Here is a 26,942-nt window from a genome sequence, read left to right as displayed (position 1 = left end):
CGATGACGGGCTACGGCAGCGAGCGGGAGGCCTATCTCAAGCGCCTGCGCCGGATCGAAGGACAGATCCGCGGTTTGCAGCGGATGGTCGAAGAGGACAAGTACTGCATCGACATCCTGACCCAGGTGTCCGCGGCCACCAAGGCACTGCAGTCGTTCTCCCTCGAACTGCTCGACGAGCACCTCGCCACCTGCGTGGTCCAGGCCGCCGCCGCGGGTGGCGAGGAGGCCGACCTCAAGGTCCGGGAGGCGTCCGACGCCATCGCCCGGCTGGTCCGTTCCTGATCAGGCCACGCCGGCGAACCGTCGCAGCCGCAGGCTGTTGGTGACGACGAAGACCGAGGAGAACGCCATCGCGGCCCCGGCGATCATGGGGTCGAGCAGGCCGAGCGCGGCCACGGGCAGCGCCGCGACGTTGTAGGCGAACGCCCAGAACAGGTTGCCCTTGATCGTGCCGAGGGTGCGCCGCGAAAGCCGGATGGCGTCCACGGCCGCACGCAGGTCACCGCGCACCAGCGTCAGGTCACCCGCTTCGATCGCGGCGTCCGTCCCGGTGCCCATCGAGAGGCCGAGGTCGGCCTGCGCGAGCGCGGCCGCGTCGTTGACGCCGTCACCGACCATGGCGACCACGCGGCCTTCCGCCTGCAACCGGTTGACGACGTCGACCTTGTCGGTGGGCAGCACCTCCGCGATGACCTCGTCGATCCCCACTTCGGCGGCGACGGCCTTCGCCGAGCCGGTGTTGTCGCCGGTCAGCAGGACCGGCCGGAGCCCGAGCGCTTTCAATTCCGCCACGGCCTGCGCCGACGTCGGCTTGACCGTGTCGGCGACGACCACCACCCCACGGGCCGCGCCGTCCCAGGCGACGACGACAGCGGTCGCGCCACGCTCCTCGGCGGAGGTCTTGACCCGGGTGAGCTCGTCGCCGACGGCGATACCGCGCTGGTCGAGAAAAGCGGCGCGCCCGGCCAGGACGGTCTTGCCTTCGACCTCACCGGAGACCCCAAGGCCCTCGGCGTTGCGGAACCCGCTGACCGGCGGAAGCTCACCCAGCCGGTCTTCGGCGGCCGCCACGATCGCACGGGCGATCGGATGCTCGGAGGCGTGCTCGACCGCCGCCGCGAGACGGAGCACTTCGTTGTCGCCGTGGAGGTCCGTGAGACTCATCTTCCCAGCGGTCACCGTGCCGGTCTTGTCCAGGACGACGGTGTCGACCGCACGAGTGGATTCGAGCACCTCGGGCCCCTTGATCAGGATGCCCAGTTGCGCGCCGCGGCCGGTGCCGACCAGCAGCGCCGTCGGCGTGGCCAGGCCGAGCGCGCAGGGGCAGGCGATGATCAGGACCGCGACGGCGGCGGTGAAGGCGGCGTCCGCCCCGCTGCCCGCGCCGAGCCAGAAGCCGAGCGTGCCGACCGCGAGCGCGATCACCACCGGGACGAACACGGCCGACACCCGGTCGGCGAGCCGCTGGACCCGCGCCTTGCCGTTCTGCGCGTCTTCGACCAGCCGCGCCATCTGCGCGAGCCGGGTGTCGGCGCCGATCCGGGTGGCACGGACGACGAGCCTGCCGCCCGCGTCGACCGTCCCGCCGACGACGGCGTCCCCGGTGGTCACCTCGACCGGAACGGCTTCACCCGTCAGCATGCTCACGTCGACGGCCGACCCGCCGCCGGTCACCACACCGTCGGTGGCGATCTTCTCCCCCGGCCGTACGACGAACTCGTCGCCCGTCTTCAGCGCGCCGATCGGGACACGGCTCTCGACACCGTCCTTCAGGACCGCGACGTCCTTCGCGCCGAGTTCGAGCAGTGCCCGCAGCGCGGCGCCGGAGCGACGCTTGGACCGGGCTTCGAAATAGCGGCCGGCCAGGAGGAACGTGGTCACCCCGGCGGCGACTTCGAGGTAGAGGTTGCCCGCGCCGGACCCGCGTTCCAGGGTCGGCTCGAAACCGTGCCGCATCCCGGGCACCCCGGCGGTCCCGAACAGCAGCGCGTACAGCGACCAGAGCGTGGCGGCCACGACGCCGAGTGAGATCAAGGTGTCCATGGTGGCGGTGCCATGGCGGAAGTTCGTCCAGGCGGGGCGGTGGAACGGCCACGCACCCCAGGTGACGACCGGAGCGGCCAGCGCCAGCGAGACCCACTGCCAGTAGGTGAACTGCCAGGCCGGGACCATCGCCAGCACGATCACCGGCACGGCGAGCACGGCGGAGACCACCAGCCGCGTTCGCAGGGAGGCGGCCTGGTCTTCGTCCTCCTCGGACGTGGGCGGCTGCGCCGTGTAGCCCGCGGACTCGACGACACCGACGAGGTCATCGACCGAGACCGCGGCCGGGAAGTCGACTCGGGCTTTCTCGGTGGCGTAATTGACCGAGGCGGAGACGCCGTCGACCTTGTTCAGTTTGCGTTCGACCCGCGCGGCGCAGGACGCGCAGGTCATCCCGCCGATGGCCAATTCGACCCGCTGGGATGTCCCGACGCTCACGGCGTACCTCCCGGGTGCTGCCCGTGGTGCTCGCTGGTCGGCTCCGGCGCTTCGCCCAAAGGCCCGACCGCGGACCCCATCGCCCAGGCGAGGGCGAACACCGCGACCAGAGCCGCGGCGAACGCCGACACCTTGACGACGGTGCTCACGAGACGAGCTGGTAGCCGGCCTCGGTCACGGCCGCGTCGACGGCCTGGACGTCGAGCGGCGACTCGCTGGTGACGGTCACCTTGCCGCTGGCGACGTCCACGTGCACGGCACTGACGCCCGCGATCCCGCCGACCTCCTCGGTGACCGAGGAGGCGCAGTGTCCGCAGGACATGCCCTTGACGGTGTAGGTGGTTTCGGGCATCGGTACGAACTCCTCTGCGGGACAGGCGAAGCGATCACTTCCTTTATACCCCGTGGGGGTAGCGGTTCGCACAGAGGGTACGGGCACACTGCGGAAATGAGGAAGATCTCCGCCATCGGCATCGGCGCCGGCGACCCGGACCACCTGACCGTCCAGGCCGTCCGGCGGCTCAACGAGACCGATGTGTTCTTCGTCCTCGACAAAGGATCGGAGAAGCAGGACCTCGTGGCCCTGCGTCAGGAGATCCTCGACCGCTTCGTCGAGCGGCCCGGCTACCGCGTCGTACGGGCGCCGGACCCTGAACGCGACCGTACTCCTGACGACTACCGGAAGGCCGTCGCGGACTGGCACCGGCTCCGGACCGACGTCTACGAGAGCATGATCGCCTCGCTCGGGCCCGACGAGCACGGCGCGTTCCTCGTATGGGGTGACCCGGCGCTCTACGACTCGACCCTCACGCTGCTGGACGCCGCGCTCGCCCGAGGGAACGTCGAGTTCGAATACGACGTCATCCCCGGCGTCAGCAGCGTGGCCGCGCTGACGTCACGGCACCGGACCACGATGAACCAGATCGGCCGCCCGATACTGGTCACCACCGGCCGTCGCCTCGAGGAAGGCTGGCCCGCGGAGGTGGACGACGTCTTCGTGATGCTGGACGCCCGGTGCACCTTCACCCAGTTCATCGACATCGGCTTGGAGATCTACTGGGGCGCCTACCTCGGAACCCCCGACGAGCTCCTGCTCTCCGGTCCCCTTACCGCCGGCCTCGCCGCGGAAATCCGCTCCGCCCGCGCCTCGGCGCGCTCACGAAAGGGCTGGATCATGGACATCTACCACCTACGCCGCCCCGTCCCTCCGGGCGCGTAACCCGCTCCCGCCCCTCGCGCGTCCCGCCCCGCCACCCGCGTGATCAGAAGGCCGACTCAACGAACTCGCGTGCTTGAAGCCGATACTCGCGTGATCAGACACGTAACTCGCGTGTTTGGAGCCGGAACTTGCGTGTCCGGGCACGTAACTCGCGTGTTTGGAGCCGGAACTCGTGTGTCCGGGCACGTCATTCGCGTGTTTGGAGCCGGAACTTGCGTGTCCAGCCATGTCATTCGCGTGTGTGGAGCCGGTATTCGTGTGGTCGGGGGTGTGATTCGCGTGTGCGGAGGGATGGCACGGGTGTCTGGGTGGACGTCACAGGTGATCAGAGGGCCGACACGGCACCCGGTCGCCGGATCACGGGTGTCGTCCGTCTGAGCACGGGTGTTCCGGCTTCGGTCACGTGAGTGTCGTCCCCGGACACGCGTGTGACGGCTCATTGGGCCTGGGTATGGGGATAGGGTTCAGGCCCCGGGAGAACTCGTGGTTCTCGACCGGGGCCTGGACCCTGTTCAAGGTGGGTTCGGCGGTGTCCTACTCTCCCACAACCCTTCGGTTGCAGTACCATCGGCGCTGTCAGGCTTAGCTTCCGGGTTCGGAATGGGACCGGGCGTTTCCCTGACGCTATAACCACCGAAACACTACGAAACAACACACACTGAGTCTGTTTCCAGATCGGTGTGGTGTTTCAGAGCTGTAGAGTGGATGCGTAACATCTTCGTGGGCAAGTCCTCGGCCTATTAGTACCAGTCAACTCGACAACACATTACTGTGCTTCCATTTCTGGCCTATCAACCCAATGGTCTGTTGGGGGCCTTAACCCACAAGGGGTGGGATACCTCATCTTGGAACAGGCTTCCCGCTTAGATGCCTTCAGCGGTTATCCCTTCCGAACGTGGCCAACCAGCCATGCCACTGGCGTGACAACTGGCATACCAGAGGTTCGTCCGTCCCGGTCCTCTCGTACTAGGGACAGCCTTCCTCAAGTATCCTACGCGCGCGGCGGATAGGGACCGAACTGTCTCACGACGTTCTAAACCCAGCTCGCGTGCCGCTTTAATGGGCGAACAGCCCAACCCTTGGGACCTACTCCGGCCCCAGGATGCGACGAGCCGACATCGAGGTGCCAAACCATGCCGTCGATATGGACTCTTGGGCAAGATCAGCCTGTTATCCCCGGGGTACCTTTTATCCGTTGAGCGACACCCCTTCCACCAGGTGGTGCCGGATCACTAGTCCCGACTTTCGTCCCTGCTCGACATGTCTGTCTCACAGTCAAGCTCCCTTGTGCACTTGCACTCGACACCTGATTGCCAACCAGGCTGAGGGAACCTTTGGGCGCCTCCGTTACTCTTTAGGAGGCAACCGCCCCAGTTAAACTACCCATCAGGCACTGTCCCTGAACCAGATCATGGTCCGAGGTTCAGATTCCCAATCCGACCAGAGTGGTATTTCAACAACGACTCCACCAACACTAGCGTGCCAGCTTCACAGTCTCCCACCTATCCTACACAAGCCGAACCGAAAACCAATACCAAACTATAGTAAAGGTCCCGGGGTCTTTCCGTCCTGCCGCGCGTAACGAGCATCTTTACTCGTAGTGCAATTTCGCCGGGCCTGTGGTTGAGACAGCCGGAAAGTCGTTACGCCATTCGTGCAGGTCGGAACTTACCCGACAAGGAATTTCGCTACCTTAGGATGGTTATAGTTACCACCGCCGTTTACTGGCGCTTAAATTCTCAGCTTCACCCCCGAAAGGGTTAACCGGTCCTCTTAACGTTCCAGCACCGGGCAGGCGTCAGTCCATATACATCGTCTTGCGACTTCGCATGGACCTGTGTTTTTAGTAAACAGTCGCTTTCCGCTGGTCTCTGCGGCCACGATTCCCTAGCTTGCAAGAAGCTTCAAGAACCCTGGCCCCCCTTCTCCCGAAGTTACGGGGGCATTTTGCCGAGTTCCTTAACCACAGTTCACCCGATCGCCTTAGTATTCTCTACCTGACCACCTGTGTTGGTTTGGGGTACGGGCCGTGCACGCACTCGCTAGAGGCTTTTCTCGGCAGCATAGGATCACTCTACTTCACCTCAATCGGCTACGCATCACGTCTCAGCCTATATAGAGTGCGGATTTACCTACACTCCGGCCTACACGCTTACACCAGTACTACCACTCACTGGCGGAGCTACCTTCCTGCGTCACCCCATCACTCGACTACTACGGAATCAGATCCCACGCTCCACACAGCAACCTCCATCCGAAGACTTCAATCACTGGCTTTGGGTGGTTAGTATCAACCGCCTCATCCTGGGCGCACGTGCTCGGGTACGGGAATATCAACCCGTTATCCATCGACTACGCCTGTCGGCCTCGCCTTAGGTCCCGACTTACCCTGGGCGGATTAGCCTGGCCCAGGAACCCTTGGTCATCCGGCGGCAGAGTTTCTCACTCTGCATTCGCTACTCATGCCTGCATTCTCACTCCCACACCCTCCACGACTGGCTTCCGCCGCCGCTTCCCCGGATGCAGGACGCTCCCCTACCCATCCACACCACTGCATCACACTCTCAAGGAGGTGATGGATGTATATGTGCGAATGACACAGCTTCGGCGGTGTGCTTAAGCCCCGCTACATTGTCGGCGCAGGACCACTTGACCAGTGAGCTATTACGCACTCTTTCAAGGGTGGCTGCTTCTAAGCCAACCTCCTGGTTGTCTGGGCAATCCCACATCCTTTCCCACTGAGCACACACTTGGGGGCCTTAGCTGGTGTTCTGGGCTGTTTCCCTCTCGACGACGAAGCTTATCCCCCGCCGTCTCACTGCCACACTCTCACACCACGGTATTCGGAGTTTGGTTGATTTCGGTAACCCGGTAAGGCCCCTAGACCATCCAGTAGCTCTACCCCCGTGGTGAAACATGTGACGCTGCACCTAAATGCATTTCGGGGAGAACCAGCTATCACGGAGTTTGATTGGCCTTTCACCCCTACCCACAGCTCATCCCCTCAGTTTTCAACCTAAGTGGGTTCGGCCCTCCACGTCGTCTTACCGACGCTTCAGCCTGGCCATGGGTAGATCACTCCGCTTCGGGTCTAGACCACGCGACTCATTCGCCCTATTCAGACTCGCTTTCGCTACGGCTACCCCACACGGGTTAACCTCGCCACGCAGCACTAACTCGCAGGCTCATTCTTCAAAAGGCACGCCATCACCTCAACACCACAAGGATGTACTCGGGCTCTGACGGCTTGTAGGCACACGGTTTCAGGTACTCTTTCACTCCCCTCCCGGGGTACTTTTCATCTTTCCCTCACGGTACTAGTCCGCTATCGGTCTTCAGGAAGTATTTAGGCTTACCGGGTGGTCCCGGCAGATTCACAGCAAATTCCACGAGCTCGCTGCTACTCGGGAACACCACCAAGATTCACAAACATGTGTTTTCGCGTACGGGACTCTCACCCACTCCGGTCGCCCATCCCAAGGCGTTCCACTAACACACGCGTAAACCCGAGAACCTGTCAGAATTCTCAAGGCGGGTCCCACAACACCACACACACAACGCCTGACAGCTTGACATGTGCATGGTTTAGCCTCTTCCGCTTTCGCTCGCCACTACTCACGGAATCACGGTTGTTTTCTCTTCCTACGGGTACTGAGATGTTTCACTTCCCCGCGTTCCCTCCACACACCCTATATATTCAGATGCGGGTAACACCACATAACTGGTGCTGGGTTTCCCCATTCGGAAATCCTCGGATCACAGCTCGGTTGACAGCTCCCCGAGGCATATCGCAGCCTCCCACGTCCTTCATCGGCTCCTGAAGCCAAGACATCCACCATGTGCCCTTAACAACTTGACCACAAAGATGCTCGCATCCACTCTACAGTTCTCAAACACCACACCAGAAACAAACCACTCCCGGAGCTCGTGTGAACCCCTCGGCGTGTTGCCTCAGGACCCAACAGCATGCCAGCGAACAATCTCCCCGACTTCCCGGAAACACCCGTTCCACGAACTCGTCTCACGACTCGTCCAGTACTTGAGCGTCCCAGCAAAAGCCGGCGACACCATAACCAGTAGTTCCACAATTCCTTGAGCAACCAGTGCCAACACACGGTCGGTGCTGAAACCCTGGCCACTCCATCGTTCTGGTTCCGGGTATCCCGGGAACGATGGATGTGTTGCTCCTTAGAAAGGAGGTGATCCAGCCGCACCTTCCGGTACGGCTACCTTGTTACGACTTCGTCCCAATCGCCAGTCCCACCTTCGACCACTCCCCCCCTTGCGGGTTGGGCCATGGGCTTCGGGTGTTACCGACTTTCATGACGTGACGGGCGGTGTGTACAAGGCCCGGGAACGTATTCACCGCAGCGTTGCTGATCTGCGATTACTAGCGACTCCGACTTCACGCAGTCGAGTTGCAGACTGCGATCCGAACTGAGACCGGCTTTAAGGGATTCGCTCCACCTCGCGGTATCGCAGCCCTCTGTACCAGCCATTGTAGCATGTGTGAAGCCCTGGACATAAGGGGCATGATGACTTGACGTCATCCCCACCTTCCTCCGAGTTGACCCCGGCAGTCTCCCACGAGTCCCCGCCATGACGCGCTGGCAACGTAGGATAAGGGTTGCGCTCGTTGCGGGACTTAACCCAACATCTCACGACACGAGCTGACGACAGCCATGCACCACCTGTACACCAACCACAAGGGAAGCCCTATCTCTAGGGATGTCTGGCACATGTCAAGCCCAGGTAAGGTTCTTCGCGTTGCATCGAATTAATCCACATGCTCCGCCGCTTGTGCGGGCCCCCGTCAATTCCTTTGAGTTTTAGCCTTGCGGCCGTACTCCCCAGGCGGGGCGCTTAATGCGTTAGCTACGGCACGGACAACGTGGATGTCGCCCACACCTAGCGCCCAACGTTTACAGCGTGGACTACCAGGGTATCTAATCCTGTTCGCTCCCCACGCTTTCGCTCCTCAGCGTCAGTATCGGCCCAGAGACCCGCCTTCGCCACCGGTGTTCCTCCTGATATCTGCGCATTTCACCGCTACACCAGGAATTCCAGTCTCCCCTACCGAACTCAAGTCTGCCCGTATCGCCCGCACGCTCCACGTTAAGCGTGGAGTTTTCACGAACGACGCGACAAACCGCCTACGAGCTCTTTACGCCCAATAATTCCGGACAACGCTCGCACCCTACGTATTACCGCGGCTGCTGGCACGTAGTTAGCCGGTGCTTCTTATCCAGGTACCGTCACTTGCGCTTCGTCCCTGGCGAAAGAGGTTTACAACCCGAAGGCCGTCATCCCTCACGCGGCGTCGCTGCATCAGGCTTGCGCCCATTGTGCAATATTCCCCACTGCTGCCTCCCGTAGGAGTCTGGGCCGTGTCTCAGTCCCAGTGTGGCCGGTCACCCTCTCAGGCCGGCTACCCGTCGTCGCCTTGGTAGGCCATTACCCCACCAACAAGCTGATAGGCCGCGGGCTCATCCTGTACCGCCAGAACTTTCAACCACCCCCCATGCGAGGAATAGTGATATCCGGTATTAGACCCAGTTTCCCAGGCTTATCCCAAAGTACAGGGCAGATTGCCCACGTGTTACTCACCCGTTCGCCACTAATCCACCCGAAGGCTTCATCGTTCGACTTGCATGTGTTAAGCACGCCGCCAGCGTTCGTCCTGAGCCAGGATCAAACTCTCCAACAATGTCAAATTTGATCGAGGCAAATACTTGCTCTCAAAGGAACCTCAAACGAGGTTCAAATACATAAGCTCTACTGGCTTAGTTCACTAGCACACTGTTGAGTTCTCAAGCAACACACCCCGAATCGCACCGCACGCGGCCTCATCCGAAGCAGTCATTCCTAGCAGTTTTTGGTAGGACACCCACTCAATCGCGATGAGCGAGAGCTTGGTTCGTGTCCCGGTCGGCCACCCGGTTTCCCTGGCGACTTGGAGAACTTTACATGGCCCACAGAGGCCCGAAACAGGGGGGTACCTTAACTGCGTTTCCGCAGGTCAGCAGTCGAAAACGGGTCCATACCGGGCGATCGACCGCGGTGCACCCAGGTGAACGCCGAGGAAGAAACATTGCTCCGAGTACATTGCACCGTATTGAACTCCTGGATTGCTCTGATTAGCGTCGGCTGCATGAGCACTGCGGAATTCGACGGCATCTCCGTCGCCTACGACGACCTCGGCAGCGGGTTGCCCGTCGTCCTCGTCCACGGCCACCCCTTCGACCGGTCGATGTGGCGTCCCCAGGCCGAGCGCTTCAGCCGGGAGGGCTGCCGGGTCATCACGGCGGACCTTCGCGGGTACGGCGAGACGACGGTGATCCCCGGCAAGACCGGGCTCGAGGTCTTCGCCAAGGACATCGCGGGCCTCGCGGATCGCCTCGGTCTCGGGCGCTTCGTCCTCGGCGGCCTCTCCATGGGCGGGCAGATCGTCATGGAGTTCCACCGCACGTTCCCCGACCGCGTCGCCGGGCTCCTGCTCGCGGACACCTCCCCGCAGGAGGAGACCGAGGAGGGCAAGCGCGTCCGCAACGAGATGGCGGACCGCGTCCTCGCGGAGGGAATGAACCCGTACGCGGAGGAAGTCCTGACGAAGATGGTCTCCCCGGAGAACGTCCGCACGATGCCGGACGTGGCGGCGCACGTCCTGGAGATGATGCGCACGACGCCCAAGGAGGGAGCGGCGGCCGCGCTCAGGGGCAGGGCCGAGCGCCCTGACTACCGGGAGAGCCTCACCCGGGTGCGAGTGCCGAGCCTGGTCGTCGTCGGTTCCGAGGACGAGTTCACGCCGGTCGCGGACGCCGAACTCATGCACGACCTCATCCCCGGCTCCACCCTGGCGGTGATCGAAGGCGCCGCTCACCTGCCTAACCTGGAGCGCGAGGCCGAGTTCAACGACGTGTTCGCGCGATTCGTGAAAGAGATTGAGTGATGCCCTCCATGTTCCACAAGACCGTTTTCGTGACCGGTGCCAGCGCCGGGTTCGGCGTCGAGATCGTCCGCCGGTTCGCCGCCGACGGCGCCAAGGTCGTCGCGGCCGCGCGCAGCAAGGACCGGCTCGACAAGCTGGCCGGCGAGCTCGGCGAGAACGTCCTCCCCTTCGAGCTCGACGTCCGGGACGCCGACGCCGTGGCCGCGCTTCCCGGCACGCTGCCCGCCGAGTTCGCCGAGGTCGATCTGCTGGTCAACAACGCCGGCCTCGCGAAGGGACTCGAGCCCGCTCACCGCGCGAAGCTCGACGACTGGGATCAGATGATCGACACGAACATCAAGGGGCTCGCGTATCTCACCCGCGCGCTGCTGCCCGGCATGGTCGAGCGCGGCCGCGGCCACGTGATCAACATCGGCTCGATCGCGGGCACCTACCCCTACCCCGGCGGCAACGCCTATGGCGCGACCAAGGCGTTCGTGCACCAGTTCGGCCTCAACCTGCGCGCGGACCTGCAAGGCACCGGCGTCCGGGTGACCAACGTCGAGCCCGGTCTGGTCGGCGGGACGGAATTCTCCGTCGTCCGGTTCGAGGGCGACCAGAGCAAGGCCGACAACGTCTACCAGGGCACGACGCCGCTCACGGCCGCCGATGTGGCCGAGTCCGTCTTCTGGGCGGCTTCGCAGCCGGAGCACGTGAACATCAACGTCATCGAGTTGATGCCGGTGGTGCAGAGCTTCTCCCCGCTGCACATCCACCGAGAGGGCTAGGAACCGAGCCCGAAGAGGTCGAAGAGCGCCTGCTGTTCCGGATTCCGTTCGGTCAGCAGGCGCCGGGTCCGCGGGCGGCCGCCGGTGGACGGGTAGCGCAGCACCGTCTCCCCGATCCCCGCGAGACTGTCCATCAGTTCGCGGACCGACAGGTTCATCCCCGCGCGGTCGGCCTCGCGCCGCATGAGGTGGGTGACCGTGGACGCGAGCACCGTGACCAGCGTGTGCACCGCGATCCGGTGCGGCGTCCACGCCCAGCGCGGGGCCGGGCCGGTGACGGCGGGGCCGGTCAGCCAGCGGAACGTCGAGTCGAGGTGGGTCCGGGCCCGGTACGCGGTGACGACCTCGGACACCGGCCAATCGTGGTCGGTGACCAGCACCTGCTTGCCGAAGAACTCGTCGTGCAGCCGCGACACGGCGGCGTCGTCGACCTTCCAGCCCAGCCGGATCTCTCCCGGCTTCGTCCCCGTCAAGGACGGGGAGAGCACCCGTTCGACACGGCGGCCGCGGGTGATCCGCGCGATTTCGGCGTTCACCTGGCTCCGGTCGCCCCGGTACGTACCCGCGGCCAGTGCGGCGTCGAGGCCGGCGAGTTCGCGCGTCGCGGTGCCGAGTTCCTCGCCGAACGCGCGGGCCTGCGCGTTGTGCAGGGTCTCCGAATGGGTCAGGATCACGCGCCGCCGCAGGCCCGCGACGACGGCTCTGGTGTCGAGAGCGGTCAGCCCGGCGAAGCGCTCCGGGTCGACGGGCTCGCGCGCGGACGGCGGTTTCGCCAGCAGGTCCGGATGTTCCGAAAGCGGGAGCGCGCCGACGAAATGCCGCCCGAGGTCCAGTTGCGCCGCCTGGCCCGCGGCGAAGACCAGCGTGACGGGGTACAGCGAGCGGAGTCGCTCGGCGAGTGCGGCGAACGGCGGCGCACCCTCCCTCGGATACACGTGCGACGCCAGCGGGATCGCGCCGTCCTTGGTCACCACCAGGCCGAGCCCGGCGAGTTCGCAGCGGCAGGGGTCGGCCGTGGCGAAAGTGGCGAACTGCGGCACGTCGACGGCGAGCGCGGCACTTCCCGTCCCCAGCCAGGAGAGCACCGCACCGGCGACGGCGGTTTCGATGCGCGCGATCCGTTCGGGGGTGAGCCGTTGCAGTGCTCGCCGATGATTCGCCAGGTCGGCCGTGACGAACTCCCTCGCGACGCCGTCCTCCCACCAGGTGACGAGGTCCGTGTCCGGCGCTGTCGCCCGGTGCAGGACGGCGAGTGCGAGATGCGTCCCCAGCGTGGTCGCGGCGCGCTGGGCTCCGACGGCTTCGTCGACCCGCCGCACGAAGTCGAGCCGTCGCAGGGTGGCCCACACCGCCGCGACGTCGCCGAAGGTCCGGTGACGCGCTTCGCCGGGGGCGGAGACGTCACCGTCCATCGCGCGCCCGATCTCCTCGGCCGTGCCGAGGTAGCGCTGCGACACCACCCTGGGCTCGCCGTCGACCCGCGCGGAGGTGACGAGGTAGTAGTACGTCCGCCCGCCCACCTTCTTGCCGATCACCGAAGCCACACTTTAGGTAATACACTCCGGCCTCCCCAGCGGCAACCGAGTTCAGCCGCTGACCAGCGCGAACAGTGACCGCACCCAGATGAGTGACGCGATGGCGGGATGCACACTGGCAGGTGGAGCGAGTCCGGCCATAGCGTGCGGGAATGGCATCGGATGCAGACGCGAACGTCCCCACCACCTCGGCGATGCGCCGGGCGCTCGCCAGGGCGCGCGACGGGAAGACCCTCGACCTCACCGAGGCCTCGATCCTGCTCCAGGCGCGCGGCGACGACCTCAAGACGCTGTCCGAGCACGCTTCCCGGATCCGGGACGCCGGACTCGTCGCGGCCGGCCGTCCGGGCGTGGTCACCTACAGCCGTTCGGTGTTCATCCCGCTGACCCGGTTGTGCCGGGACCGGTGTGGTTACTGCACCTTCGCGACCGTCCCCGGCCGGGTCGAGTCGCCGTTCCTCTCCCCCGACGAGGTCCTCGACATCGCCCGCAAGGGTGCCGCGATGGGGGTCAAGGAAGCACTGTTCACCCTCGGCGACCGTCCGGAGGACCGCTGGAAGGCGGCGAAGGACTGGCTCGACGCGCATGGGTACGACGACACGTTGTCCTACGTCCGGGCGATGGCGATCCGGGTACTGGAGGAGACCGGCGTCCTGCCGCACCTCAACCCCGGCGTGCTGACCTGGCAGGACTTCCAACGGCTGAAGCCGGTTTCGGCGTCGATGGGCATGATGCTGGAGACGACGGCGAAGCGGCTGTACACCGAGAAGGGCGGCCCGCACTACGGTTCGCCCGACAAGGACCCCGACGTGCGCCTGCGGGTGCTGGAGGACGCCGGCCGCAGTTCGGTGCCGTTCACCACGGGCATCCTGATCGGCATCGGCGAGAACTTCGAAGAACGCGCCGACTCCCTGTTCGCGATCCGCAAGGTCGCGAAGACCTATGGCGGCATCCAGGAGGTCATCGTCCAGAACTTCCGCGCGAAGCCGGACACCAAGATGCGCGCGACCCCGGACGCCGATCTCGAAGAACTCGCCGCGACCATCGCCGTCGCGCGGCTCGTGCTCGGCCCGAAGATGCGCATCCAGGCGCCGCCGAACCTGATCGGTCAGCAGTACGAACTGATGCTGAACGCCGGGATCGACGACTGGGGCGGCGTCTCACCGCTGACCCCCGACCACGTGAATCCCGAACGCGCGTGGCCGCAGATCGACGAGCTCAAACGCCGCACCGAGGCACTCGGCTTCACCGTGCGCGAGCGGCTCCCGATCTATCCGGAGTACGTCAAGACCGGCGAACCGTGGCTCGACCCGCGGATGAACGCGCATCTCGCGCCGCTGACCGACACCGAGACCGGGCTCGCGATCGAAGAAGCCATCCCGGTCGGCATCCCGTGGCAGGAGCCGGACGGCGGCTGGCAGGAGGCCGGGCGCACCGATCTGCACGTCGAGGTCGACACGATCGGGCGCACGGAAGACCGCCGCAGCGACTTCGACTCGGTCTACGGCGACTGGGCCGAGATCAAGGGAAACATCAAGACCGGGCCGCAACGGTTCGACACCGACATCCGGGATGCCTTGCGCAGCGCGGAAAAGAACCCCGCCGGGCTCTCGGACGACGAGGCGCTGGCGTTGCTGCACGCCGATGGGCCGGAGCTCGACGCCTTCACCGAGATCGCCGACGACCTGCGGCGCGAGGTCAACGGCGACGACGTCACGTTCGTGGTCACGCGGAACATCAACTTCACCAACGTCTGCTACACCGGTTGCCGGTTCTGCGCGTTCGCCCAGCGGCGCACCGACGCCGACGCGTACACGCTTTCGCTGGAGCAGGTCGGCGACCGGGTCGACGAGGCGTGGGCCGCGGGCGCGACCGAGATCTGCATGCAGGGCGGCATCCACCCGGATCTGCCGGGCACCGCGTACTTCGACCTCGCGGCGGAGGTGAAACGCCGTCAGCCCGACATCCACCTGCACTCGTACTCGCCGATGGAGGTCGTCAACGGCGCTTCGCGGACGAACCTCTCGATCGAGGACTGGCTGGCACGCGCGAAGGAAGCCGGCGTCGACTCGCTGCCGGGCACGGCCGCGGAGATCCTCGACGACGACGTCCGCTGGGTGCTGACGAAGGGCAAGCTGCCGACGTCGGAATGGATCAACGTCGTCACCACCGCGCACAGTCTCGGCATCACCACGACGTCGACGATGATGTACGGCCACGTCGACACGCCGTCGCACTGGGTCGGGCATCTCAAGCTGCTGGCGAAACTGCAGCGGGAAGGCCTGGAGCGCAACGGGCGGCGTGGGTTCAGCGAATTCGTGCTGCTGCCGTTCATCCACCAGAGTTCCCCGATCTATCTCGCCGGGCTCGCCAGGGCGGGGACGACCCTGCGCGAGAACCGCGCGGTGCACGCGCTGGCCCGGCTGCTGCTGCACGGGACGATCGACAACATCCAGAGTTCCTGGGTGAAACTCGGTGAAGAGGGCAGCCGCGCCGTGCTCCAGGGCGGGGTCAACGACATCGGCGGGACGCTGATGGAGGAGACGATCAGCCGGATGGCGGGGGCGGCCAACGGGTCGTACAAGACGATCAGCGACATGCGCGCGATGGTCGAACCGCTGGGCCGTCCGCTGCGGCAGCGGACCACGGAGTACGGCACGCCGACGGCGGAGCGGATCGCCGCGGCCCAGGCGTCCGACGGCGTCGCGACCGCGGTGCGCCGTCCGCTGCTGCCGCTTGTCACCAGCTGACGAACAGTCCCTGACGGCCCCCTTGCCCTCCATCCATGCCCCCGCCACCACCCTCGACGGACGCGCTGGCGCGCGCGGCTCAATTTGTGACGCGGGCAAGGGGGCCGTCACGTTCCGTGTGGCACCGCTCACAAGGCGCGGGAGTGGCGGGCGTTTTCTGTGCTAAACCCGAGAATCACTTCCGGGCAGCCGAGAGGACGTCGATGACCACGAGCGCAGTCCAGGTGGCCGACACCGCCCGCTATCCGTTGTCCGAGCCGGGAAGCCCGGCGTGGCGCGAAATCGTTTCCCGGACCCGTGCGGAACTGCGGGAAACAGGCTGCAGTGTGCTGGCCGACTTCATCCGTCCGGAGTTGCGCGACATCCTTCGCCACGAAGGCGCGAAGATCGCTCCGAAGGCGTACGCGAAGGTCGAACGCGTCAACGCCTACAACATCGCCATCGACACTCCGCTGCCGGAAGGACACCCCGGCCGCACGATCATGGAACGCGGTAACGCTTTCGTGGCGCGCGACCGGATCCCGGCGACCGCGATCATCCAGCAGCTGTACGCGAGCCGCGAGTTCCAGCGGTTCGTGGCCGACTGCTTCGAGCTCCCCGGACTGCACGAACTCGCCGATCCCCTGTCCGGCCTGGTGCTCAACGTGATCGAACCGGGCCGCTCGCATCCGTGGCATTTCGACACCAACGAGTACACGGTCAGCATGCTCACGCAGGAGGCGGCCGAGGGCGGTGTCTTCGAGTTCTGCCCGAACATCCGCTCCGAAACGGCGGAGAACCTCGACGACGTCCGTGCCGTGCTGGCGGGCGAAGGGGATCACCTGATCCGGCGGCTCACTCTGCGTCCCGGCGATCTTCAGCTGTTTCGCGGACGCTTCGCGCTGCACCGGGTGAGTAGTGTTCGAGGGGCAGTCGCCCGCCATTCCGCGATCTTCGCCTACAGCGAGCGTCCTGGGGTCATCGGCAGTCCGGAGCGGACGAGACAGCTCTTCGGCCGGGTCCTGCCGGAACACGTCGCGTCCGCGGCGGTCCGGGGCGATCAGCTGCTCGACTGAGAGCCTGATGGCGGAGCTGAAGAAGTACCTGAAAAGTGACCACAAGGGCGAATCCCGCACCTCGATGGCGAGGCCTTCGGCCGTCGCGGGTTCACCGACAGACACTCAGTCAGGAGCTTGGCGTGCCTCTGGATTCGACCGGCAAGATCTCTTTCGAGCACATCTACACCGAGCCCGATCCTCGTGCGTTCTTCGGCACCTTGCGCGGACTGGACTACTTCATCCCTCAGCAGGCGAAGGCCTACTTCGCGAAACTGATCGACGAATACCGGGCGGAGACCGACGTCGAGGTCCCGACGGTGCTCGACCTCGGCTGTTCCTACGGTGTCAACGCGGCGTTGCACCGCTGTGACACGTCGATGGAGCGGCTGTACGACCACTACCGGGACAACGAAGCGCTGAGCCGGGACGAACTGATCGCGCGCGACCGGCGGATGGTCAAGGAGGACACAGTCCGCTTCATCGGCCTCGACGCCTCCGCGCCCGCGTTGGACTACGCGCTCGCCGCGGGCTTCATCGACGACGCGATCCACGCGGATCTGGAGAGCGAAGACCCGACAGAGGAGCAGCGCGCGCTGCTGGCCGAGGTCGACATCGTGATCTCGACCGGCTGCGTCGGCTACGTCACCGAGAAGACCCTCGTCCGGATCGCGCGGGAGAACCGGCCGTGGATGGCGCATTTCGTGCTGCGGATGTTCTCCTACGCCCCGGTGGCCGAATGCCTCGCCGAGCTGGAGTACGACACGACCGGCGTCGACGGAGTCTTCCGGCAGCGGCGATTCGCCTCGGCCGAGGAACGGACGCAGATCCTGGACAATCTGTCCGTCGCGGGTGTCGACCCGCGTGGGCTGGAGGACGACGGCCGGCTGTACGCGCGGCTGTTCGTCTCCCGCCCGAACGGCGCGGTGAGCAGGCTCGCCTCCGCGCTGAACGCCCTTCCCCTTCGAGATCGAGGATGATCGTGAGCAGTCCGGAACCGTCCACCCGCACGTTCGGCAACGAGGACGCCTTGCCGAGGGTCCCCGTCCCCGGCCTGGAGGACACCTGCCGCCGGTTTCTCGAGTGGTGCTCACCGCTGCTCACCCCCGGCGAACTCGCGGAGACCGAAGGCGCCGTCGCCGAATTCCTCGCGGAAGGAAGCCCCGCGCACGAACTGCAGAGCGCGCTCGAGGCCTACGACGAGCGGGAAGGCGTCCGAAGCTGGCTCGACACCTTCTGGCCGTACCGCTACCTCGGCCGCCGCGACCGGATCGCGCTCAACGCGAACTTCTTCTTCCTGTTCACCGAATCCCCGCTGGGACAGCTGGAACGCGCGGCCGAACTGGCGGCGTCGGCGGTGGACTACAAGCTGAAACTGGACGAGGAACTGGTGCCGCCGATCGTGCTGCGCGGGCAGCCGCAGTCGATGGTGCAGCACAAGTACCTGTTCTCGGCGACCCGGATCCCCGGTGCCGTGCAGGACACCGCGCGCACGCCGTACCGCGAGGACTGGCCAGGACCGTCGCGGGCGCGGCACATCGTGGTGTTCCACCGCGCCACCCCGTTCCGGATGGACGTGATCGCCCCGGACGGCCGCCCGTACTCTCCCGAACAGCTGGTCGCGGGGCTGCAGGTGATCGTCAAGTCGGGGACCTTCGTCGACGACCCGCAGACCTCGGCCGGGCACTTCACCACCAAGGCCAGGGCGGAGTGGGCGGCGACGCGGGAAGCGTTGCTCGCCGGCGGGAACGCGGCCGCGCTCGACGACATCGAGACGGCGTTGTTCTGCCTGTGCCTGGAGGACTTCACCCCGGTGGACACGCAGGAGGCGTGCGACAAGCTGTTGCACGGCGACAGCGGGAACCGCTGGTTCGACAAGGCCGTGTCACTGATCGTGTTCGAGGACGGCACCGCCGGGATCAACGTCGAGCACTGCGAACTCGACGGGACCACGATCCTCGGGTTCACCGACGCGCTGCTGAGCGGAACGCGGCTGGAGCGGCCACCCGCCGACGGCGTCCCGGCGTCCGAGGTCATCGAGTTCGTCCTGGGCGACGCGCTCCGCGAAGACGCCCGAGCCGCGGCGGTGGCCTTCGCCGAGTACGCCGACGCGACCGCTACGAAGACGGTGTCCTTCACCGACTTCGGCGCGAAGCGAGCGAAGGAGCTGGGAATGTCTCCCGACGCCTTCGCGCAGATGGCGTACCAGCTCGCGCACAAGCGGGCGAAAGGGATCACCGGCACGACGTACGAGTCGATCGCGACGCGGCAGTACCAGAACGGGCGCACCGAAGCGATGCGAGTGGTGACGCCCGAGGTGCAGTGGTTCGTCCGGGTGATGGAGGATCCGCAGGCCGATCGGCAGACACGTCAGGCGGCCTTCCGCGCGGCGGCCGCGAAGCACGTCACACGGGCGAAGGAATGCCAAGCCGGCGACGCGCCGGAGCAGCACCTGTGGGAACTGCAACTGATCCAGAAACGGCGCGGCGTCGACGAGTCCCCGGCGCTGTACTCGTCGCCGGGCTGGCTGAAGATGCGCAACGACTACCTGAGTACCAGTTCGGCGCCGTCGGTGAACATCCGGTACTTCGGCTTCGGGTCGACCAGCCCGCAGTGCATCGGCGTCGCGTACGTGCTGCTGCCGGACTCGCTCAATCTGTACCTGTGCACCCCGAAGCACGTGGCGCACGAAATGGAGCTGTTCGCGGCCGAACTGGACAAGGCGGTGCGGGAATTGCAGGAGCTGCTGGCTCCCTGAGGCGGAAGACGCTCTCGGCTGAGGTGGGGCCCCACACGGCCCGGCTCAACCCCAGCCAAGTCCGTGAAGGGGGCCTTCACGGACTTGGCTGGGGTTCGGCACCGACACGGCCACGAAACCGAGAAGTGCAGCAGAGAACCGGGGTTTGTGACGAGACCGCACGGCTCTGCGACGATTCCGCCCGCACGCCGGCCAGTGCGGCAGAGCGCCCTTACGATCGATGAGCCTTTCGATCTTGGGAGAACCATGCCGCGCATCCTGCTCGTCGAAGACGATGCCGCACTGGCCGAAGCGCTCACACTCGCGCTGAAGGCGCTCGGACACGACGTCGTCGTCGCGCCGACCGGGGAGCGGGCGCTGGAGGCGTTGTTCACCGATCGGCGCGCACTCGATTTCGTCCTGCTCGACGTCATGTTGCCCGGGATGGACGGCTTCGAGGTGTGCCGCCGGATCCGCGCGCGCAGCCGGTTGCCGCTGGTCCTGCTGACCGCCCGCGGCGACCCGATCGACATCGTCGCCGGGCTCGAATGCGGCGCCGACGACTACGTGGTCAAACCCGCCGAACCGCGGGTGATCGACGCGCGGATCAAGGCGATCGGGCGGCGTGCCGTCACCGCTCCCGGGCCGTCGGCCGGTCAGTTGCGGGTGGGGCGGCTGGAGATCGACGCGACCGCGATGAGCGTGACCCGCGACGGCGTCGAACTGGCGCTGACCGCGACCGAGATCCGGCTGCTCGTCGAGTTCGCCGAACATCCCAACCAGGTGCTGAGCAGGCAGACGTTGTTGAAACGGGTGTGGGACTACGGCTACGTCGGCGACTCGCGGATCGTCGACGCGGCGGTCGCGCGGTTGCGGGCGAAGATCGAGGACGATCCGGCGAATCCCGTGGTGTTGAAGACGGTGCGCGGGCTCGGCTACCGGCTGGTGGGCGCATGAGGTTCGGACTCCGTGCCCGGGTGACCGCGGCGGTCGTGGCGGTGACCACGACGGCGACGGTCGTCATGGCCTTCAGCGCCGCCCGGATCCAAGAGGACGACGCGCTCGACAGGTTCACCGCCGCGGCGAAGACGTCGTTCGGGGCCATGTTCGGCCAGGCGTGGCCTCATCTCGAACAGTTCATGGCGGGCTCGCCCCGTGCCTTGGAGATGTTCTCCCAGGGAATGGACAAGGCGGCGGCGGACTGGATGCTGGTCACGAGCCATCCCCCGCTGAGCAACGACGACTTCACGGCGCCCCTAGGACCTCCGGTATTCGTCAAGGCCTCGCAAAGCCACGACTGGACGACGGGTACGGGGAACGCGACCCCTCCCGACCGGCGAGCAGCGCTGGAAAGCGTGAAGGACGTAGTCCTCCTGCGGACCCAGGGACCGGAAAAGCTGCTGTCGACGAGCACGACCGATCCGGTGACCGGCCGTAAGCTGCTCGTGGTGAGCGGGAACTTCGTCGCGTACTGGGTGGTGCAGTTCTTCGACCTCACCGCGTTCGAGCAGGATCTGGCGGCCCAGCGGTGGAAGCTGGGGTGGATCGCGCTCGGTGTCACCGTCCTCGGCGTGGCGGCCGCCGTCCTCGCGGCCGGCCGGATCCGGCGACCCGTGCTGCGGGTCGCCTCCGCCGCTCGCGCCCTGGGTGGCGGGGCCTTCGACGTACGGGTCCCGGTGAAGGGGCGCGACGAACTCGCCGACCTCGCCACGTCGTTCAACACGATGGCGGATCGGGTCGGCGCGGCGATCGGGGAACTGCGCGCCAAGGATCGCCAGCAGCAGCGGTTCGTCGCCGATGTCGCCCACGACCTGCGGACCCCGCTCGCGTCGATGGTCGCCACGGTCGACACCCTCGACGACGCCGGCCCCGAGATCAGGACCCGCGCGACCGAGTTGCTCGGCACGCAGACCAGGCGGCTGGCCCGGCTGGTCGAAGATCTGATGGAGATCTCGCGGTTCGACGCGGGTTCCGCGGAGTTGCGTCCCGAACTCGTCGACCTGCCCGCGCTCGTCGAAGACGCGATCGGGGTGAGCGTGCCGGAGACACCCGTGCGGGTGACGAGCACCGGCGACACGACCGTCTCCGCCGACCCACGCCGCGTGCACACCATCGTGGGCAACCTGCTGGTCAACGCCGAACGGTACGGACGGACCCCGATCACCGTGTCGGTGGAAGGTCGTCCCGACGCGGTGACGATCCGGGTCGCCGACTCCGGGCCGGGGGTGCCCGAAGAGTTGCGCCCGATCCTGTTCGACCGGTTCGTCCGCGGCGATCGAGCCCGGCAGCAAACCGAAGGCAGTGGGCTGGGCTTGTCGATCGCCCGTGAGAACGCGCTGATGCATGGCGGGGAGATCACCGTGCACAACGACCGCGGCGCCGTCTTCACCGTGCGGCTTCCACGGGAGTCACCAGCGTGAGCCAACGCGGCGCGTACCCGTCGAAATACGGCATCGGGACGTGGGTGAGGATCAGCAGGAGCGCGGTCAGCACACCTGCTTGGGAGAGCTTCAGCTCGCGGCGATCGAGCCACCGCCACACCACGACGAAGAAGTTCGTGACCAGCAGGAATCCCCAGCGCGCGTCGTCCCAGCCGCCGAACGCGAGCAGCAGCGGCGCCCCGATCGCGGCGGCGGGCACCACGGCGGAAAGCGCCGGACGGTGCAGGAACAGGAAGCCGCCGATCACCACGACCGCGATGGGCAGCAGATAGAGCAGCACGGCGGTGATCGAGTACAGCCGCCAGCTCTCGGCCTGCGTGCGCCCGAACAGGTCCAGCGCGTCGGCGCGGTAGCGGAAGTCCGCTGTGGACAGTGACCGGCGGAGACCGTCGACGGCGCCGGGAGCGACGGGCGGCAGGGCGAGGATCCCCAGTCCGAGCACGGTGGCCGGAGCGAGCAGTGCGCACACCCGCCGGAACGGAACCTTTCGCAGCAAAGCGAACCCGAACACCGGCAGCACGGTGAGCAACGCGATCTCGTGCGCCGTCACCGAAAGCGCCATCACCGCGCTCGCGAGCACCGGCCTGTCCCGGTGCAGCGCCCACAACGCGCCGAACAGCAGGAGGTACAGCACCTGGTCGAAGTAGCCGACTTCGTGGAACAGGTAACCGCCGGTCGGCAGCAGGAGCCAGGCGACGATCAGCAGCCGACGGCTTTCGGTGGGGCTGCGGAAGAAGGCGAATGCCACGGTCGCCAGCACCGCGCCGAGGACGACGAAACTCGCGATCGCGAAGACCAGGTAGTCGTGCCCGAACGGCTTCAAAAGCGTGCCGACGAGAAACCGGCGGTGGAAACCGTCGGTCAGGGACACGGCCTGCAGGGTCGCCGCCCACTCCCCTGGCAGCCGGAACCCGGTGTACCCGGCGACGAGGACGGAGATCGCGAACAGTGCCGTGACGCTTCGCCGCGGGGTCTTCCCTGGCACGGACACCGGCGCTCGGTCGAGCAAGGTGGTCATGACGCCAAGCTAGGAACGGATCATCCCGCTCCCGTGCTGGTCGCTCGACAGTTCCGTCACAACTTCGTCACATGGCCATCGACCTCGGGAACGCCTGTTCGGAGCCCTCGGCCACGAAAGCGGTCCGCGCCTTGCCGCCGATGGGCGGCTCGCGGGAAGCCACGGCGGACAGCACGGGGACGGCTTCGCTCAGGCGGTGAGCTTCAGGATGTCGATCCCGCGGGTGTTGTCGGCGACGTAGACGTAACCCTTGTGCCAGTAGGGCGCCCACGCGCTGGCGTCCGCCGGGCGGAAGTAGGCGATCTGCTTCGGGTCGGTCGGGTCGCTGACATCGAGGAAGCGCGTGCCCTGCGCGTAGAACGACTGCACGAGGACCTTGCCGCGGACATCGAAGTAGTGCGCGGAGCAATCACCCGACGTCGGGTCACTGCCTTCCTGACCGGCGACGCTCCAGGTGCCGACGGACTTGAGACGGAACGGCTTCTCCGGCGTCGAGCGCCAGCCCTCGCCGTGGTAGGAGTTCTGCAGCGACGAGATCGTCAGCACGCCGTCACCGGCACAACCGTCGAGGAAACTCTCTTCGGTGGCGTAGATGAGGTCGCGGCCACGCCAGCGGTTCGCGTCGGCGCCGTCGGCCGAGCGGTGTCCCGCCGGATGGAAACTGTTGTGCATGAACTTCGACGGCGCCGCCGTCTCCTCGATCCCGCCACCCGCGTAGGGCACCGGGTCGAACGCCGTCGCGCGGCGGACCTTGCCCTGGACGGGATCGCGGTGAAAACCGTGGGTCCAGTAGCCGCGGACGCCTCCTCGTCCGGACACCCACGCCACGCCCTCGGCGTCGACCTGGACGTCGTGCACGTAGTCGGTCTTGCCGTCGTTGCGCGCGAGTTCGATCGGGTTCGGGAACGTCTTGGGGTGGCGCGGATCGCGGATGTCGGTCACCCAGATCGGGCGGCCACCCCAGTCCGCGGGCTGGTTCGCGGCCTTCGCGGGGCCGCCGGTCCAGAGGTAACGGCAGTCGTCGACGCAGCTGGTCGTGTGGCCGGCGGGTACCTTGGTGTAGCTCAGGATGGCCGGTTTGTCCGGGTTCTTGAGATCGATGACGTAGATACCGGACTCACCGGTCTGTGTGGTGCCGCCGTAGGCCCGCGGGTCCCGCGCGAGAAAGACCAGCTTGCGTTTGACGTCGACCTCGGTGTCCTCGGTCTCCCAGAGGCCGGGCAGGCTGACCTCGCCGATCAGCTTCGGCGCCGTGGGGTGCTTCGTGAGGTCGTAGACCTTCAGGCCGAATTCGCCGGAAACCGCCATGACGTCGCGTTCGCCGTACTGCAGGAACCCCATCGCGATGGCGCCTTGCGCGTCGGGCACGTTGCCGACGGCCTTGACGTTCTTCACCGCGCCGGGCGCACCCGCGACCCGGACCTTCTCGCCGGCCGGTTTGTCCTCTTCGCCGCAGGCGGCGGCGGGCAGGCCGGTGGCGATCAAGGTCGCGGTGACCGTGGTGAGCGCCAGGCACGAACGGAGCAACCAGTTTCCTCGCACAGAAACCTCCCAGGCCGATCCCTCCACCTTAAGATCACCACTTTGCCCGCACAACCACCGATGGTCGGTGCGGGACTGCTATGACATGACCATGCGCTTGCGACTTCTGGCCCCGTTCCTCGCCGCCGCGCTGGCCGCGGCGGGCTGCACGGAATCCGGCGAACCGCCCGCACCGGACGTTCTTCGCGTGGGCTTGGCCGCTCCGGCGACCCTGCTGCCCGCCGACGTCCGCGACCAGCCCGGACGCATGCTCACCGGCGCCCTGTGGACGCCACTCTCCGATTACGACCCCGCGACGGGAAAGCTGACCCCGCGCGCGGCGGAATCGGTCACCAGCGCCGACCGGGTCACCTGGACGGTCGAGCTCAAGGACGGCGGAAGGTTCCACGACGGCACCCCGGTGACCGCCCAGTCCTATGTGGACACCTGGCGGACGATCGGTGCGGAGCGATGGCAGGCGTCGCACGTGCTCGACGACCTTTTGCGGGCCAAGGAGATCACCGCACCGGACCCGTTGACCATCCGGCTCGTGCTCGACCGGCCGTCCGGGCAGGTCCCGGCGCTGCTCTCGTCGCCCGCGCTCGTCCCGCTGCCCGCGTCGGTGCTGAAATCGCGTGATTGGGCGGGATTCGCGCAGCGGCCGGTCGGCAACGGGCCGTTCCGGGTGGACGGCGCGTGGCAGCCGTCGGGCGGCAAACTGATCCGGGTCGCCGACGCGCCGGGCAAGGTGCGGGTGATCGAGCTGAAGACCGGCGACGCGGCGGCACAGTACGACGAGGTCAAGGCCGGAAAACTCGACCTGTCCACGTTCGTCCCCGGCGATCGCCACGAGGCCATGCACGCGGATTTCGCGCAGCGGCACGTGATGTGGGCGCTGCCCACCGCCGCCTACCTCGGTTTTCCCTTGAGCGCACCGCAGTTCTCCGACGCGACCGTCCGGCACGGCTTCGCGCTCGGCATCGACCGCGCGGCACTGGAGGCAGGCGCACTCGGCAAGCAGGTGGATCCGGCGAAGTCGCTGCTGCCGCCCGCCGTCGCCCCTGGTGAGCGCAGCAGCACCTGCCGCCCCTGCACTTTCGACGCCGGAGCCGGGAAATCCCTGTTGACCCAGGCGGAGTTCCCGACCACGGCCGTCCACTTCGGACAGTCGTCGGTAACTTGGCTACGTCCGTTGGCGGAGCAGGTCAGCACGGCCGTCGGTGTCCCGCTCGCCGCGGAGCCGGGGCAGGGACCGTTCGCGATCGACGTGGACTTGACGACACCGAGCCCGCAAGAAGTGCTGGCCGAGATCGTGAAGGCGACGGGCTACGCCAGCGACGGGTTCGCCGACCTGCTGAAATCGGCCGAGGAGACCGACTCCGCCGAAAGCGGCGAGGTCTACCGGCTGGCGGAGAACCAGTTGCTGCGGGATCTCCCGGTCGCGCCGCTGTGGTCCGGCCACGGGCACGCCGTCTGGGCGGAGCGGGTCGGCGAGGTGAAGGCGACGCCGTTCGGCGGCGTGGACCTGTCAGGCGTCTCCGTGCGGTGAGCCGAGCGTGCACTCCCCCGCCACGAGGTCGATGAAGGCCGAGGTCAACGGGTCGGGCGTGGTACGGCAATAGGCGGCGAGCGTCCGCCGGATCACCGGATCGGGCCGCAGCACACGGCCGTGGAAACCTTCGGGCAGCACGTTGGCCGGGACCAGCGCGGGACCGAGTCCCGCCGCCGCGAGCACCGGCGCCGCCGCGGTCTGTTCGGTCCGGACCGCGGCCCTGGGCTGGAATCCCGCCGCCGCGCACGCCTGGTCGACGAGGTCGGCCAGGCCGTTGCCCGGTGCGTAGTGCACCCACGCGCAGTCGGCGAGGGTCGCCAGGTCGACGACGCCGGTGCCGTCGTCCTCGCGCGGCCCGTCGATCGGCAGGACCACGACGAACTCCTCGGCGCCGAGTTCGCGGACGGGCCCGTCCCAGCCCGGCGGGACCGGGCCGACGGCGACGTCGGCCTCACCCGCCGCCATAGCCTCCCGGAGTTCGTCCGCGTGCCGGAACTCCACCAGCCGGACGTCGACGTCCGGCCGCTCCCGGCGCCACACCCGCAACGCCGCGGGCAGGACACCGAGGCCGACCGAATAGACCGTGGCGATCTGCAACTCCCCGGCTTCCAGCCCGGACGCCTGCCGGGCCGCGCACCGGGCGCGTTCGGCGTCGGCGAGCGTGGCGCGGGCGTGCGGGAGCATGGCGCGCCCCATCGGGGTGAGCCGGACACTGCGCGGCAACCGTTCGAGCAGCGGGCCGCCGACCCCCTTCTCCAGCGCGCGCACCTGATGCGACAGCGCCGGCTGCGTCACGTGCAGCAACTCCGCGGCCCGGGTGAAGGAACCGGTGTCGACGACGGTCACGAGGTACTCCAGCTGCCGCAGACTGGTCATGAAGGAATTCTATCGGAGCGGTGATATCTATGCCTTGGACTTATCGATGCGAGGGCTCCA

At 66.6% G+C, this 26,942-nt stretch carries 18 protein-coding genes, 3 rRNA genes and 1 pseudogene; 12 read left to right on the top strand and 10 right to left on the bottom strand.

Annotation, left to right across the window (positions count from 1 at the left end; genetic code table 11):
- The first annotated feature begins 2 nt into the window (after window positions 1–2).
- Entirely contained in the window at window positions 3–284 is a 282-nt protein-coding gene (locus P3102_RS08905) for a metal-sensitive transcriptional regulator (RefSeq protein ID WP_009081418.1), read from the top strand.
- On the opposite strand, the gene P3102_RS08900 is transcribed toward P3102_RS08905, so the two are convergent.
- The 3 genes from P3102_RS08900 to P3102_RS08890 are packed head-to-tail and all read right to left on the bottom strand — an operon-like array spanning window position 285 to window position 2,835.
- Complete coding sequence (locus tag P3102_RS08900) at window positions 285–2,483, bottom strand: heavy metal translocating P-type ATPase (protein WP_276368055.1); 2,199 nt, start codon at window positions 2,481–2,483, stop codon at window positions 285–287.
- Entirely contained in the window at window positions 2,480–2,632 is a 153-nt protein-coding gene (locus tag P3102_RS08895) for a hypothetical protein (RefSeq protein WP_276368053.1), read from the bottom strand. Before P3102_RS08895 ends, P3102_RS08900 begins: the two co-directional genes overlap by 4 nt.
- The gene (locus tag P3102_RS08890; protein WP_276368051.1) at window positions 2,629–2,835 is read right to left on the bottom strand and encodes a heavy-metal-associated domain-containing protein; all 207 of its coding nucleotides are present in this window, start codon (window positions 2,833–2,835) and stop codon (window positions 2,629–2,631) included. Before P3102_RS08890 ends, P3102_RS08895 begins: the two co-directional genes overlap by 4 nt.
- A 96-nt stretch (window positions 2,836–2,931) precedes the next feature.
- On the opposite strand from P3102_RS08890, the gene cobF reads away from it, so the two are divergent.
- Window positions 2,932–3,702, top strand: coding sequence for a precorrin-6A synthase (deacetylating) (gene cobF / locus P3102_RS08885; RefSeq protein WP_276368050.1), 771 nt, complete (start codon window positions 2,932–2,934; stop codon window positions 3,700–3,702).
- A gap of 521 nt (window positions 3,703–4,223) precedes the next feature.
- On the opposite strand, the gene rrf is transcribed toward cobF, so the two are convergent.
- The 3 genes from rrf to P3102_RS08870 all read right to left on the bottom strand — a co-directional run bounded on the left by rrf (window position 4,224) and on the right by P3102_RS08870 (window position 9,409).
- Window positions 4,224–4,340 (bottom strand): 5S ribosomal RNA (gene rrf, locus P3102_RS08880).
- 82 nt (window positions 4,341–4,422) lie between these two features.
- Window positions 4,423–7,561: ribosomal RNA gene (locus tag P3102_RS08875) — 23S ribosomal RNA — on the bottom strand.
- A gap of 333 nt (window positions 7,562–7,894) precedes the next feature.
- Window positions 7,895–9,409, bottom strand: a 16S ribosomal RNA gene (locus P3102_RS08870).
- The 16S, 23S and 5S rRNA genes sit together here, the layout of an rRNA operon.
- A gap of 444 nt (window positions 9,410–9,853) precedes the next feature.
- Here P3102_RS08870 and P3102_RS08865 point away from each other — a divergent pair.
- Both P3102_RS08865 and P3102_RS08860 read left to right on the top strand, forming a co-directional pair.
- Entirely contained in the window at window positions 9,854–10,651 is a 798-nt protein-coding gene (locus tag P3102_RS08865; protein WP_276368048.1) for an alpha/beta fold hydrolase, read from the top strand.
- 8 nt (window positions 10,652–10,659) lie between these two features.
- Window positions 10,660–11,418 (top strand): SDR family oxidoreductase, encoded by a 759-nt coding sequence (locus P3102_RS08860; RefSeq protein WP_276371057.1) that lies wholly within the window; start codon window positions 10,660–10,662, stop codon window positions 11,416–11,418.
- On the opposite strand, the pseudogene P3102_RS08855 reads toward P3102_RS08860, so the two are convergent.
- A pseudogene (locus tag P3102_RS08855) lies at window positions 11,418–12,962 on the bottom strand (transposase); the annotation flags it as partial. The gene P3102_RS08860 and the pseudogene P3102_RS08855 sit on opposite strands and share 1 nt — an antisense overlap.
- Before the next feature lie 143 nt (window positions 12,963–13,105).
- Between P3102_RS08855 and P3102_RS08850 the strand changes: the two are divergent.
- The 6 genes from P3102_RS08850 to P3102_RS08825 all read left to right on the top strand — a co-directional run bounded on the left by P3102_RS08850 (window position 13,106) and on the right by P3102_RS08825 (window position 21,894).
- On the top strand, window positions 13,106–15,703 hold the full coding sequence (locus tag P3102_RS08850; protein ID WP_276368047.1) for a bifunctional FO biosynthesis protein CofGH: 2,598 nt from the start codon (window positions 13,106–13,108) through the stop codon (window positions 15,701–15,703).
- A gap of 203 nt (window positions 15,704–15,906) precedes the next feature.
- Window positions 15,907–16,758, top strand: coding sequence for an arpA protein (locus P3102_RS08845; RefSeq protein ID WP_276368045.1), 852 nt, complete (start codon window positions 15,907–15,909; stop codon window positions 16,756–16,758).
- A gap of 128 nt (window positions 16,759–16,886) precedes the next feature.
- The gene (locus P3102_RS08840; RefSeq protein WP_276371055.1) at window positions 16,887–17,717 is read left to right on the top strand and encodes a class I SAM-dependent methyltransferase; all 831 of its coding nucleotides are present in this window, start codon (window positions 16,887–16,889) and stop codon (window positions 17,715–17,717) included.
- Window positions 17,714–19,495: a choline/carnitine O-acyltransferase gene (locus tag P3102_RS08835; RefSeq protein WP_276368044.1), complete on the top strand. Its 1,782-nt coding sequence runs from the start codon at window positions 17,714–17,716 to the stop codon at window positions 19,493–19,495. The genes P3102_RS08840 and P3102_RS08835 overlap by 4 nt, the downstream gene beginning before the upstream one ends.
- 246 nt (window positions 19,496–19,741) lie before the next feature.
- Window positions 19,742–20,431: a response regulator transcription factor gene (locus tag P3102_RS08830; RefSeq protein ID WP_276368042.1), complete on the top strand. Its 690-nt coding sequence runs from the start codon at window positions 19,742–19,744 to the stop codon at window positions 20,429–20,431.
- Complete coding sequence (locus P3102_RS08825; protein WP_276368040.1) at window positions 20,428–21,894, top strand: HAMP domain-containing sensor histidine kinase; 1,467 nt, start codon at window positions 20,428–20,430, stop codon at window positions 21,892–21,894. Before P3102_RS08830 ends, P3102_RS08825 begins: the two co-directional genes overlap by 4 nt.
- On the opposite strand, the gene P3102_RS08820 is transcribed toward P3102_RS08825, so the two are convergent.
- Complete coding sequence (locus P3102_RS08820; protein ID WP_276368039.1) at window positions 21,860–22,933, bottom strand: hypothetical protein; 1,074 nt, start codon at window positions 22,931–22,933, stop codon at window positions 21,860–21,862. The two genes, P3102_RS08825 and P3102_RS08820, sit on opposite strands and share 35 nt — an antisense overlap.
- Before the next feature lie 71 nt (window positions 22,934–23,004).
- Between P3102_RS08820 and P3102_RS08815 the strand changes: the two genes are divergently transcribed.
- Complete coding sequence (locus P3102_RS08815) at window positions 23,005–23,133, top strand: hypothetical protein (RefSeq protein WP_276368037.1); 129 nt, start codon at window positions 23,005–23,007, stop codon at window positions 23,131–23,133.
- On the opposite strand, the gene P3102_RS08810 is transcribed toward P3102_RS08815, so the two are convergent.
- Window positions 23,123–24,460: a hypothetical protein gene (locus tag P3102_RS08810; protein WP_346660188.1), complete on the bottom strand. Its 1,338-nt coding sequence runs from the start codon at window positions 24,458–24,460 to the stop codon at window positions 23,123–23,125. The two genes, P3102_RS08815 and P3102_RS08810, sit on opposite strands and share 11 nt — an antisense overlap.
- A gap of 100 nt (window positions 24,461–24,560) precedes the next feature.
- Between P3102_RS08810 and P3102_RS08805 the strand changes: the two genes are divergently transcribed.
- The gene (locus P3102_RS08805) at window positions 24,561–26,003 is read left to right on the top strand and encodes an ABC transporter substrate-binding protein (RefSeq protein WP_276368034.1); all 1,443 of its coding nucleotides are present in this window, start codon (window positions 24,561–24,563) and stop codon (window positions 26,001–26,003) included.
- Here P3102_RS08805 and P3102_RS08800 read toward each other — a convergent pair.
- Window positions 25,983–26,882, bottom strand: coding sequence for a LysR family transcriptional regulator (locus P3102_RS08800; RefSeq protein WP_276368033.1), 900 nt, complete (start codon window positions 26,880–26,882; stop codon window positions 25,983–25,985). The two genes, P3102_RS08805 and P3102_RS08800, sit on opposite strands and share 21 nt — an antisense overlap.
- Window positions 26,883–26,942: the final 60 nt, after the last annotated feature.

This window comes from Amycolatopsis sp. QT-25 (genome assembly GCF_029369745.1).
Lineage (GTDB): Bacteria > Actinomycetota > Actinomycetes > Mycobacteriales > Pseudonocardiaceae > Amycolatopsis.
Note: the sequence above shows the minus strand (reverse complement) of the source record. Positions and strands in the feature narration are given on the sequence as shown.